The 12,791-nt window shown below is 53.1% G+C and carries 9 protein-coding genes; 5 read left to right on the top strand and 4 right to left on the bottom strand.

Translation table 11 applies throughout. From position 1 onward, the window contains the following. Nucleotides 1–15: 15 nt before the first annotated feature. Entirely contained in the window at nt 16–630 is a 615-nt protein-coding gene (locus N7326_RS06530; RefSeq protein WP_259078637.1) for a DUF1707 SHOCT-like domain-containing protein, read from the bottom strand. Between the two features lie 73 nt (nt 631–703). After that, the gene (locus tag N7326_RS06525) at nt 704–3,568 is read right to left on the bottom strand and encodes a (Fe-S)-binding protein (protein WP_263088325.1); all 2,865 of its coding nucleotides are present in this window, start codon (nt 3,566–3,568) and stop codon (nt 704–706) included. A 332-nt stretch (nt 3,569–3,900) separates the two neighbouring features. Here N7326_RS06525 and N7326_RS06520 point away from each other — a divergent pair, with 332 nt between their 5' ends. Then, on the top strand, nt 3,901–5,505 hold the full coding sequence (locus tag N7326_RS06520; RefSeq protein ID WP_259078641.1) for an inorganic phosphate transporter: 1,605 nt from the start codon (nt 3,901–3,903) through the stop codon (nt 5,503–5,505). Between the two features lie 66 nt (nt 5,506–5,571). Here the strand turns inward: N7326_RS06520 and N7326_RS06515 are convergent, their stop codons facing one another. After that, the gene (locus N7326_RS06515; protein ID WP_259078648.1) at nt 5,572–6,981 is read right to left on the bottom strand and encodes an AI-2E family transporter; all 1,410 of its coding nucleotides are present in this window, start codon (nt 6,979–6,981) and stop codon (nt 5,572–5,574) included. A gap of 282 nt (nt 6,982–7,263) precedes the next feature. Here N7326_RS06515 and dnaK point away from each other — a divergent pair, with 282 nt between their 5' ends. The 4 genes from dnaK to N7326_RS06495 all read left to right on the top strand — a co-directional run bounded on the left by dnaK (nt 7,264) and on the right by N7326_RS06495 (nt 11,577). Beyond that, nucleotides 7,264–9,084: a molecular chaperone DnaK gene (gene dnaK / locus N7326_RS06510; protein WP_259078654.1), complete on the top strand. Its 1,821-nt coding sequence runs from the start codon at nt 7,264–7,266 to the stop codon at nt 9,082–9,084. Beyond that, on the top strand, nt 9,084–9,707 hold the full coding sequence (gene grpE, locus N7326_RS06505) for a nucleotide exchange factor GrpE (protein ID WP_259158451.1): 624 nt from the start codon (nt 9,084–9,086) through the stop codon (nt 9,705–9,707). Before dnaK ends, grpE begins: the two co-directional genes overlap by 1 nt. Before the next feature lie 114 nt (nt 9,708–9,821). Further along, nucleotides 9,822–10,655: a glycerophosphodiester phosphodiesterase family protein gene (locus N7326_RS06500; RefSeq protein ID WP_259078664.1), complete on the top strand. Its 834-nt coding sequence runs from the start codon at nt 9,822–9,824 to the stop codon at nt 10,653–10,655. 121 nt (nt 10,656–10,776) lie between these two features. Then, nucleotides 10,777–11,577 (top strand): Rib/alpha-like domain-containing protein, encoded by an 801-nt coding sequence (locus N7326_RS06495; protein ID WP_259158450.1) that lies wholly within the window; start codon nt 10,777–10,779, stop codon nt 11,575–11,577. A 350-nt stretch (nt 11,578–11,927) separates the two neighbouring features. Here N7326_RS06495 and N7326_RS06490 read toward each other — a convergent pair whose 3' ends face one another. After that, complete coding sequence (locus N7326_RS06490) at nt 11,928–12,077, bottom strand: hypothetical protein (RefSeq protein ID WP_259078667.1); 150 nt, start codon at nt 12,075–12,077, stop codon at nt 11,928–11,930. Nucleotides 12,078–12,791 lie beyond the last annotated feature (714 nt).

The raw sequence follows: 12,791 nt of genomic DNA, 5'->3' as shown, positions 1-12,791 counted from the left end.
AGAGAGCTGTCCCGCTTAGGAATGACGTCTCCGCGCTTCGGCGATGAGACGTGAGGTGGCATCAAGAACATTCGTTTTCAGTTCTTCCTGTTTTTGTTGCCTGATTGCGCGCTGCGCTAATCGCTGTTGCTCAAGGTTGTACTGAGCCCACATGAGCTCTTCGCGCTGAGCGCTTTTTGCCTGCAATTGTCGACGCCTATCCAACGCCGCTGCACTTGGTGCGTGCCACGAGCTTGGTCCGACCTTAAAAAGGTATAAAAGGATGTACAAAATAAAGGGCAAAAATAGGAAAGATTCTAAACCCGTAGCCCCGAGGGACATAAAGGAAACGAGGGTTCCCAGCAAGAGGACCCCTAAGCGAATGCGTCGCCCTGAGCGGTGGGCCTCCATAATCTCGCTGCGACTATACATAGGTTCCATAGGAGAAAGGACGGGTTCTTGAGGTCGGGGAAGATCCGCGAAAACCTCCATCACCTCAGCACGTTTGGTTGCGTGTGTAATTCTATCGACACGCTCTTCGTACTCGTCCAAGTTTAGGCGTCCTTGGGCTACATGAATGCCCAACTCGTCAATAGCCTTGCTGCGCTCAGCGTCACCCAAACGATAGTCCGGAAGCCCATTCATACTCATAAGCTCCAGTTTAGTAGAAGTAGAGAGAAAAGAAATCGGGGAAGACCCCGATTTTCCTTTCCATGTACTCAGCTTAGGAATCCTCGCCGTCATCCGTGTCGGTTGCCTCTGGTGGCTCCACAAGAGGGGGTATAGCGGTAGGCGGTACCGCAGCCGGTGGTACGGGTGCTGGTGGCACGGCTATGGGAGGGGTAGCTGCTGGTGGGACGCTCGTAGGTGGAGCCGGCGCGGAGGGCACGGCCACGGGGGGAGTAGCTGCTGGCGGAACTGGTGAAGAAGCGCCAGCGCTGGGGGGAGTAGGCGCTGGTGGAACCGCAGCCGGTGGTACTGGTGCTGGTGGCACAGCTATGGGGGGAGTAGCTGCTGGCGGAACTGGTGAAGATGCGCCGGCGGTGGGAGGGGTAGCTGCTGGAGGGACGCTTGTAGGTGGAACCGGTGCCGGGGGCACGGCCGTAGGGGGAGTAGCTGTTGGAGGGGTGGCAGCCGGTGGAACTGCTGTTGGGGGTACCGCTAGCGGTGGTGCAGCCGCAGGAGGTACCGGCACTGCTGGTGTGGTCGCCGGTGGAACTGCAGTGGATTGATTCGCTGTCTGCGGTGGCGTGGGCACTGTGGGCACTGTGGGCGCGGTGGGCACGGTGGGCACAACAGGTACGGGAGGCACAGCAGCAGACACGACCGGCGTGCTCCTTGGTGCAGTATCTATTGGTTTCTGCTGTTGGCGCCTCGGAGTGGCTGGCTCTGGAGCGCTCTCCGCCTTTTTCTTGCGACGAATCGGTTGCTCGAGGAAGCGCTTCTCGTGAGGCGGAGGCAGGTGTCCGTCAATAAGAATAGAGTCGCGCAACATCTGAGCAACGTCTTTAACCTCAGGTGCATTCTCGGTGCTCTGAGCTTTTACCCCGCCAGTCAGCATGGTGTTGCAGAAGGGGCAGCCCACAGCAATAGACCCCGCACCTGAGGCAATGGCTTCTTGGGCGCGGTTATCGCTGATACGGCTGCCGAGCTTTTCCTCCATGAACATGCGAGCGCCGCCAGCGCCACAGCAGAAGCCCTCATTGCGGTTGCGATCCATCTCTGTCAATTCGGCGCCCGTGGCCTCGATGAGTTCACGTGGTGGATCAAAAATTTTGTTATGTCGACCCAGGAAACAAGGATCGTGGTAGGTAATGGGAGCTCGGTCCGCTGCGGAGCGAGGGATTGGCGTGAGTAATTGATCGCGCACCAGACGGTTCAACAGCTGGGTATGGTGGAAGACGTCGAAGTGCCCGTCGAAATCGGGGTATTCATTGCGCAGCGTATTGAAGCAGTGCGGACAGGTGGTGATGATCTTGCGCTGGCCCTGCACCACTCCATTGAAAACACCATTGAGGGTACCGATATTGTCGTGGGCAAGCTCTTGGAAGAGGAATTCATTGCCAGCTCGTCGGGCGGGATCTCCAGTGCAGGTTTCACCGGTGGAAAGCACCGCAAATTTCACCCCAGCAGTGTGCAATAATTCCACAACCGCTCGAGTGGTTCGGCGTCCGGCTTCGTCAAAGGCACCAGCGCACCCCACCCAGAAGAGATACTCGGTATCGGAGAAGTCGGTGATGTCTTCGCCAAAGATGGGGACAGTGATTCCGTCGCGACGGGCCTCGTCGATCCAGCTGGCGCGCTCTTTGCGGTTGCGCCCCCAAGGGTTTCCCTTAGTTTCGAGGGCCTTGAAGAGTCCAGCTAATTCGCTGGGGAATTCGGAGGCAGACAATACCTGGTAGCGGCGTAGGTTGGAAATATGGTCGATATGTTCGATATCAACGGGGCACTGCTCCACGCAGGCTCCGCAGTTGGTGCAACTCCAAAGCACATCAGGTTCGATGATCGCCCCTTCACCAGCGAGCCGGAGCACATCGAGGTTGGCGTGTGAGGAGTCGGCCTGGAAGGTGGCAGGGTCGGTGAGGTAACTGGAGTTGGCAACGGCAGCATCGCGAATATCGGTGATAAAAAGCTTCGGTGAGAGCGGCTTGTTTGTGTGCCAGGCTGGGCACTGCTCCTGGCACCGCCCACATTCAGTGCAAGCTGTGGAATCAAGGAGGAGTTTCCATGGTGCCTGATCGAGGGTGCCCACCCCAAGCTCGTAGTCGGTATCGTCAAGGGTTGCGATATCGAGTTTTTCGCCACCTGAATACATAGGTACCATCGCCCCCAGAGATTTCGGGGTGGTGTCAAGGCGCTGGAAGAAGATGGAGAAGAAGGCGAGGAAGCGGTGCCACGCCACCCCCCAGTTTAAGTTGTGGGCAACAACGATCAGCCACACCATGCCAGTGAGTAATTTAAAGAGCGCAAAGAGGCTCACCATCACAGGGGAAGCGGGCAAGAGAAGCGCGATATGGCGGCTGAGAAAATCTGCCCATACTGAGGCTTGACCGTAGGTTGCGATCTTGCCGGCTTTGACTAAGAGCATTCCCAGTCCCTCGCCGAAGACGACAGCTTCAACGAAAAAGGCTGCGCGTGACGACGACCCGTAGAAGCGCGACAGACGATCTCGCGTTCCTTTCCGCAGCCGCAGTATAAAAAGAGCGCTAATGCCAAGAACTGTCCCAATGGCCAAGAATTCCTCGGCAAAATGGTAGAGCTTGAGTGAGGATAATATTGGCCAGCCGCCCGCAGGTACAAAAATCTGGATATAGGCTTCAAACCACACCACCGAGCCGATAAGAAAGCCCATCATGACAAACCAGTGGGCGAGGGCGACAACTGGCTTGCGCATCATCTCGGTGTGAAAAAATACTTCCTTTAATGTCAGTGCGACGCGCTTGAGCGGTTGATTAAAGCGATGAGGGGTGGGCTGACCTGAGGAGATGAGTTTGAATAAACGTCTAACCGCGAGCCCAAAATAAACCCAGGCGGGCACTGAGGCAAGAATGCCAATTACGCCAATAATGAATAAAGAAGTGTCAGGCATAGAGATGAGGAAAACCTTCGGGGAGGGTAGCTATTACATTTTTGAAAGATGGGCACAATTCCATGTGCTGCTAACTCTAGTAGGGTTGCGCCCGCAACGTCTTATTCGCCTAGCGTTCAGTACTATAGCTAGTGGTCAGCTAGTGGCCGCGGTCACGCAAGCTGTCCAATCCATTGCTGATCACTTTAGGGACAAGGTAGAGACCTAATACCCCTTAATAGGGGGTTATTAACCTTTTGTTTACCAAGGGCGAGAAAGCTGCTTCTCGGTACGATCATCCACGGATGAAACCCTCACCAAACAAACGGCGTTGAGAAAGTTGGATTTTCCCTATGACAAATAGCTCCATTGCAGTGGCGCCCATAGCCAATAATGATGCTACCGATAAGTGGTGGCATCTAGGATTCGGCGGCCTGCTGGCTGGCGTCGTCATCTTCTTCGGTTTCTGGTCCTTCGGCTACGTCGGTCCTGAGGCAAATAAAGCCATGCTGATCACAGCCATCGTCTTCGGCACATTCATGGCTTTTAATATCGGCGGTAACGACGTCGCTAACTCTTTCGGCACCTCTGTAGGTGCCGGCACTCTCTCAATGAAACAGGCACTCGCTGTTGCCGCGGTCTTTGAGGTATCGGGCGCAGTTCTTGCAGGTGGAGAAGTAACCGATACCGTGAAATCGGGGATCGTGGATCTCGAAGCGGTGAATTTGAGCGCCGATCAATTTGGTTTCATTATGATGGCCTCCCTGCTTGGAGCTGCCGTCTGGCTGCTATTGGCCACCCGAATGGGCTGGCCAGTGTCTACGACTCACTCCATAATCGGCGGTATCGTCGGTGCGTCTCTGTGTCTTGGCATTACTGAAGGTATTGGCGGCACCGATATGGTGCAGTGGAATAAAATTGGTTCCATTGCGGCTTCCTGGGTGCTCTCTCCAGTATTAGGTGGCATAGCGGCCTTTATCCTCTTCGGTTTGATTAAACGTCATATTTTGAAATTCAACGAGGACGCCGATACCACTCTGCGCGCTATCAAGGAAGAGCGCGTACGCTTGCACCGCGAATTTAAATCCTCCTTCGAGCGTCTGAACGAGGTCCAACAGCTGGCCTATACCAATGCCATGACTCGCGATGCAGCGCTTATTGCGGAGCCAGATTTTGACCCCGATGAGCTGGAATCAGACTATTATCGCGATCTTCACCGTCTCAATCGACGCCGCGATGAGCTCAATACCCACCAGGCTCTGGAGAATTGGGTACCGCTACTCGCGGCTTTAGGAGCGGCGCTCATTGGCGCGATGATTCTCTTCAAAGGGCTCAAGCACACTAATATTCATCTCACCAGTTTGGGTAACGGTTTGGTGCTCGCCATGATTGCCGCCGTTGTGTGGATGGCTGTCTTCATTTTCTCTCGTACCCTTAAACGCCAAAACTTAGGACGCGCTACCTTTATCCTCTTCTCATGGATGCAGGTATTTACAGCGTCGGCCTTTGCCTTTTCCCACGGCTCCAATGATATCGCTAATGCTATTGGCCCCTTCTCTGCTGTGCTCGATGTCTTAAAGACCGGGGAGATTAATAGCAAAGCTGCTGTGCCGACGGCTGCCATGATCACCTGTGGTGTTGCCCTCATCGCCGGCCTGTGGTTTATTGGCCGCTACGTTATTCAAACCGTGGGCTCTGGGCTGACTAAGATGCACCCAGCCTCGGGCTTTGCTGCGGAGCTGGCAGCAGCCAGCGTGGTGATGATTGCCTCAATGCTCGGTCTTCCCGTCTCCTCAACTCATATTCTCATCGGTGCAGTCTTAGGCGTGGGAATTGTTAATCGCGCCGCCAACTGGTCACTGATGAAACCGATTGCTTTGGCCTGGATTATTACCCTGCCATCCGCAGCGGCGGTATCGTCCATTGCAGTTCTTGTTCTCAATGCAATCTGGGGCTAATAGCTGCTTGTCCTGATGAAAAGGATCCCGCTGCATATGCAGCGGGATCCTTTTCATCAGAGAGGGTTAAACATCGCGTCGGCCTCGATAAGCGAGGTCCGAGATAAAGAGACGGAAACCCTTGCGGGTTCCACTAGGAGAAGTGGCTTCAACCTTGGTCGAAAGCTCGATATCGTCGATAGTAATTTCGCCTGCTCGAAGCGCTACAAGTTCTTGATGGTAGCGAACGAGTACCGCGATGGTAGCTGCAACTGGTACTGAAAGGAAGGCTCCGATTACTCCGAAGAGGGAGGAGCCAAGAGTAACGGCGAGTAGGACAACGGCAGCGTGCAGATTCATAGCTTTGGATTGCAGCAGGGGCTGCAATACATTGCCTTCGAGCTGCTGCACAACCAGGATGAGCAGCAAGACCAAAAGGGCATTGGTCAGACCATTAGAGACGAGGGCTATAATGACCGCGAGGGCACCAGCTGAGAAAGCGCCCACAATAGGGATGAAGCCCGCGAAGAAGGTGATCACGGCGAGCACTAGCGCGAGGGGGACGCCAAGAATTAAAAGGCCCCCACCAATAAAGACAGCGTCGACGAGGGAGACGATGGCTTGGGTACGGATAAATCCAGAGATGGTATTCCATACACGGGTCAGCGCCTCAGTAATATGCCACCCAGCATTAGGGCCGGCGGCCTTGCGGAGCATCGGAAGTAGACCCACTCCATCCTTCAGGAAGAAGAAGGTCAGGACCAACATCAAGACGATGGTGATCAAAATGGAGGTCGCGGTGGATAGGCCAGAGAAGACACCATTGGCTATATCGGCGGAACGGGTCTGGAGGAAGGCCGTCAAATCATCAATAACCGAATCGAAGCGAGAAAAATCGAGATCAAAGGGACGGCTTTGAATCCATTCTTGGATTTGACGAGCGCCGATGGCTGCTCGCTGGGACAGTTCCCGGGACTGAGATGCGACCGACGGAGCCATAGCTCTCACGAGCACGCCCATCAGCACGAAGAAGCCTAAAATAACACCAGCGGAGGCGAGACCGGCGGGAATGCCTTTATTACGCATCCAACGCACTGGTGGCCACAGCACAGAACTGACCAAGATGGCTAGGAGAACGGGAAGCAGAGCCTTCCATATGGCGCCTAGGCCACGCCATGCTAGGTAACCCGCGATGACCATGATGATAAAGCGTAAGGCCCAGCCTGCAACCCACCGTCCGTCATTCCCTAAGATCTCGGCGCGGTCGGTATGGGCGATAATAGGCTCAGCTGGATCATCAGATTCGACAATATGGGTGTCGCGATCCTCCACAGCACTCGGGGCCACCGTGGTGTTTTCAGAAGGGTGCGTTTCATCGTATTCCACGATGCCTAATACGGCCTCCTCGAGTGCCTCGTGATCCTTGTTGGCTAGATGTTCTTTAGCCTGCGATTTGTCGCCTTTTTGGTGGTCATTACCATGGGAATTCTTGGACATGGGAAATACTTTGCCACACTTTTTTTTAAAAAGTCTATTGGGCAGGGGGTGGCGGAAAGGAAGAAGACCTGTAGAGAATGTGTTCGCCGCAAAAACGAGAGTCGGAGGTAGCTGTAATTCCGTCCGTGAACTGCGGTAATAGAGTAACTTGAGTCTATTCCGCTCAATTTAGTTGGCAACTTGCATGAAGTATGTTAGATTCGTATCCAGAAGTTGAGCGATTGCCAATCAACTTTAAATGACAAAATCTTCAAAAAACTTATTTGCAGGAGGCTTAAAATTATGGGACGCGCAGTAGGTATCGACCTTGGAACCACGAACTCCGTAGTGGCAGTTCTTGAAGGTGGCGAAGCTAATGTCATTGCCAACTCCGAAGGTTCGCGCACCACTCCGTCAGTGGTCGCTTTTGCCAAGAACGGTGAAGTACTTGTTGGTCAGTCAGCAAAGAACCAGGCCGTCACTAACGTTGACCGCACTATCCGTTCCGTGAAGCGCCACGTGGGTACGGACTGGACTGTTGATATTGATGATAAGAAGTACACCCCGCAGGAAATTTCCGCACGCACCCTGATGAAGTTAAAGCGAGATGCAGAATCGTACTTGGGTGAGGATATTACCGATGCCGTTATTACAGTTCCTGCATATTTCTCCGATGCGCAGCGTCAGGCCACCAAAGAGGCTGGTCAAATCGCAGGCATGAACGTGCTGCGTATTGTCAACGAGCCGACCGCTGCAGCTTTGGCCTACGGCCTAGAGAAGGGCGAAAAAGAACAAACCATCTTGGTCTTCGACCTTGGTGGTGGCACCTTCGACGTATCCCTGTTGGAAATCGGCGACGGTGTCGTAGAAGTTCGTGCCACTGCTGGTGACAACGAACTTGGTGGCGATGACTGGGATCAGCGCGTCGTTGACTGGTTGGTTGAAAAGTTTAAGAGCGCCCAAGGTGTGGATCTCTCCAAGGATAAGATGGCTCTCCAGCGCCTGCGTGAGGCCGCTGAGAAGGCCAAGATTGAGCTTTCTTCTTCGCAGAGCGCCAATATCAACTTGCCTTATATTACTGTCGATGCAGATAAGAATCCGCTCTTCCTCGATGAGACCTTATCGCGCACCGAATTCCAGCGTATTACCCAAGATCTCCTCGATCGCACCAAGAAGCCATTTAACCAAGTGGTTGCTGATGCTGGTGTGTCGGTATCCGAAATCGATCACGTTGTGCTTGTAGGTGGCTCAACCCGCATGCCCGCTGTGTCTGAACTGGTGAAGGAAATGACCGGAGGCCGTGAGCCCAATAAGGGTGTTAACCCTGACGAGGTTGTGGCCGTCGGTGCTGCTCTGCAGGCTGGTGTACTCCGCGGTGAAGTCAAGGATGTCTTGCTTCTCGATGTCACGCCACTTTCGCTCGGTATCGAAACCAAGGGCGGTGTAATGACCAAACTGATCGAGCGTAACACCACTATTCCTACCAAGCGTTCGGAGACTTTCACCACCGCTGACGATAACCAGCCTTCGGTGCAAATCCAGGTCTTCCAGGGCGAGCGTGAAATCGCGGCTCACAATAAGCTTCTTGGATCCTTCGAGCTTGGTGGCATTGCCCCTGCTCCTCGCGGTGTGCCGCAAATTGAGGTGACCTTCGATATCGATGCCAACGGCATTGTGCATGTCACCGCAAAGGATAAGGGCACCGGCAAGGAAAATACCATCAAGATCCAAGATGGTTCCGGCCTCTCCCAAGAAGAGATCGATCGCATGGTCAAGGACGCCGAGGCGCACGCCGAGGAAGATAAGAAGCGCCGTGAAGAGCAGGAAACCCGCAACGCTGCCGAGTCGACTGCGTACCAGACCCGTAAATTCGTGGAAGAAAACGGCGATAAGCTTGACGAAGAGCTTAAGACCAAGGTCAACGACGCAGCCGACAAGGTTGATGAGGCCCTCAAGGGAGAGGATCTTGACGCCATTAAGGAAGCCGTAGAGAAGCTCAACACTGAGGCGCAGGAGATGGGCAAGGCTCTATACGAAGCAGAAGCCGCAAAGGCTCAGGCCGAAGAGTCCGGCGATGACAACGTCGTTGACGCTGAAGTTGTTGATGAAGAGGAGAATAAGTAATGAACCACCCCCACGGTGAGCAGCCAGAGGATGACCTCGACCCCACCTTGGAGGATGACTTAGCTGAAGCCCTCGCCGATGTGGACATCACGTCGGTGGATCCCGACGGAGAGCAGGAAGATCCAAAACCTTCTGAGGATGCGGAGTCGCACGAGCCGAAGGAGCCTAGTCTCGAGGAGCAGTTGCGCGAGCGCACCGAGGACCTACAACGGATCAATGCGGAGTATGCCAACTTTAGGCGCCGCACCGCTCAGGAACGTGCTGGAATCATCGAACAGGCGAAAGCGCAAGTTCTCACGGAACTTTTGCCACTTCTCGATGACTTCGATCTTGCAGAGCAGCATGGTGATCTGAAAGAAGGCCCGCTCAAGGCTTTTCGCGATAAGTTTGTGTCCATCACCAGGACCCTTAAGGTTGAAGCGTTCGGATTCGAGGGGGATCCCTTCGACGCCGAATGTCACGAGGCCGTGCAAGATCTTTCCGAGGGCGAGGACAAACGCCTGGGAACGATTCTGCGCAAGGGGTACAAGATGAATGAGCGCTTACTGCGTACCGCGATGGTTATTATCACCGATCCCCAGCCCGAGGCTGGTACGAATGAAGGGGAACCTGTCGCCGAGTAGTGAGAACTCGGCACGAACCTCATGCGGCGCCCAGTAGTAGAGATACTGCGGGCGCCGCATTTTCTTGCCCGGATGGGGCTTGATTCTTTTGCATGGTTACCTAGAGTGTTAAGGGTGAATACTTATCCACTACCATCATTTGATTTCCAGGCCCACCGTGGTGGCCGCGGCGAATGGACCGAGGAATCGTACTTAGCTTTTAGTCGCGCGCTTGAGCTCGGAGTTTCCACGCTTGAATTAGATATCGTACTCACTCGGGACCGTGTTCCTGCATGCTGGCACGACCCTGTACTACTGGCAGAGAAATGCGATACCAGGGTCGGGGAGAACGTCTATGATCTTAGCTTCGAAGAGCTCAAACGCGTGCCGTGTGGAAAATTGTTGCCAGATTTTCCTCAAGCCGAGGTGGCGCGAGATAACCGCATACTTTCACTCGCTGAGGTTTTCGATCTCGCTGCTAGTTATGATGTCCACTTCAATATCGAGACCAAGATCGAGGCCGACAAACCACATCTCAGTGCTGAACCTGAAGAATTTGTGAGCGCTATCTTAGATACGGTACAAGCCTTTGGACTCGTGGAGAAAGTGATGATCCAGTCCTTTGATTGGCGTACCTTCCCGCTCGTTCGTGCCTATGATCCGAAGATACCTCTAGTGGCTCTCTGGGATGAGACCACATGGTTTGAAGGTACTCCGTGGGGCCCCTTCGAGGAGGATATTATTGCAGCCGCTCTAAAGAACGGGATATCCGTCTTGAGCCCACAGTATTCTCTCGTTGACTCTGCACTCATAGAAAAAGCGCACGACGCTGGGTTGACGGTCGTGCCGTGGACGGTCAACGATGAGGCAGATCTGCAAGCGCAGTTGGATCTTGGCGTCGACGGGCTGATTACCGATTACCCCTCGCGACTAAAAACACTACTGGATGCGCGCGGAATTTCTTATTAGGGTTCCGTGCCTGAATAAATTCTTAGAAAAGATTAAACGCAGCCACGGGTTGAGGAGACATGGTAGCCTAACGTGTAAGAATTTTTATTCACGCTGAACAAAACTAGAAAGAATAACACCCATGCGCCTCATCCTTCCATCTATCATCACTAGTCTTAGTCTTGCCGCTACTCCCGTGGTTTTAGCAGCTCCAGCTTCCAGTGAGCCCGAAGCTAATAGCGCTATAACCGCTCCAATGGATCCGCCTGGTGATCCTGGTCCCAGTTTTGCCGAGGATGTCAATAATCCACCTTTTCTCGATCCAGCACTCGTGATTCCCGATATTGTGTCTTATTCACTGGTTGGGGCACCTGAAGGGGTGGATATAAATCCCGAAACGGGTGCGCTTATAGTCGATAAGGAACTTTTGCGTGGTCGAGGCGATCAGAGCTTTATTGTGATGATTCGCTTTAGTGACGGCACAACACTCGATCAACCCTTTACTATCGAAGACACAAGTGATGCGCCGCTGAATACTATTGTTACTCCGCACTGGACAGAGACTTATCGGGAAAGTCAGTCCTTCGATATGCAAGCAGGCGGAGGAGAACGCACTCTACCTATCACCTATAGCGGACTACCTCTTGATCCTGCTAAGTTTGTGCACAAAATCGAAATGGTCTCTGCACCTGACTGGGTAACCATGAAAGAAGACGGCACGCTTATTGTCAATCCTGGCAGAGACGTTAATCCTGGTTCCTATCCGGTGAACGTCACTGTGACTTACCGTGACAATTCGTATCAATACCTAGTCGCGACCATGCGTGTATCCGAGGCTGAGCAGCCAAGCGCAAAGGGGCTATGGGCACCGATTCTAGGAGGTATAGTTGCGGCTCTTGCCGCGATCGCTGCGGCCTTCGCCTCATTTGTCAGCTGGTTCTGATAGCTGAGTGGTTGTGGGCGCTAGCAGAAGAACCTGCTCAATAGCGTTCCACGACTTCATTGCTCTGAGGTGCTTGATAGGTGAGGCCAATGGGATTGTGTTGGCCGAGACTCAAGAGTTCACCTTCCGAGGGTTAAATAGCAAGCTGGACTAACAGATCAGCTCTCCCGGAACCCTTTCTCGACTCTTGAGTAAACAAACAAGCGAGATCTGGTCGTAAGATCCTCGAAAGGAGCTTTGCCTGCTCCAACGCAGAGATTACCAAAACCCACTGTACACAGGGAGGCTTAGGGTTTACAGTGATGGAAAAACTCCAGAGGCCTCTCATTGCTGATTCTCGATTGAAGCCCCTAATCTGTGGCTAGCGTCATAATGATAGAGCGGTCCAACTCCTGGTAGTAGAGCGCTAGCACTCCCTGGTGCTCCTGGTCACTGTCTATATCCAAAGACTGCCGTGTCATCATGGAGGTGAAAATTTGGCAGATAGGCGAAGGCCGCATGACCCCTTAAGCACATCCGCCGATTGTGCGACGATTCAGACCGTTGACCACTTTGTCCTGTGTCGCAGATTCTGTGATACGCAATTTCCGCGTCCTTTCACAAGAAACCGCTACTTTTTGGCTCATATATCTTTGGAAAAGGAGGATAATCCCCATGCTTTCCACACCAAATATGGAAGCTCGATCTTAAACTATATGTATGGTGTTTCAGATGGTGGAGGAAAATATATCGACCCCAATGGGCCGTCCCACTTCCAGATTGATACCTACACAGTCGATGTGAAATCATGGAGCTGGAGTAAAGGCCAGTTAATAAGATCCCTGCTTTTCCAGCCCTAGCGCTAGTACGGTAAAAGGCGCCGCAACGGATACGTGTCTCTAGACTTTTGAACCTGCCGTCGACACCGTCATATCCCGCCGGAAGATGGTGGTCTTTGATTATCCCCTTTGCCTTTTAAGAGCCTTTAATCAACCTCAGAATGCCTCAAGAAGACCTATTGCACTGATAATCTCCTCGTCAATCGAAAACACTTAACCAGTGCGTATTTTCCATAACAGAAGACTTCCTGTGCGTATTGCTTTCTTCCTTAAAAGTACATGCTAGGTACGATATATTCATTGGCTCCAGGCGTCTAGCTCGGTATTGAAACGCTTCGTCGCATCATAAAATTTGACTATCCAATGCTGACAAAACTCTTTCCGATGAGATCTAGT

Source organism: Corynebacterium sp. ES2794-CONJ1 (assembly GCF_025660615.1).
GTDB lineage: Bacteria > Actinomycetota > Actinomycetes > Mycobacteriales > Mycobacteriaceae > Corynebacterium.
This window is presented reverse-complemented; position numbering and strand designations above follow the sequence as displayed.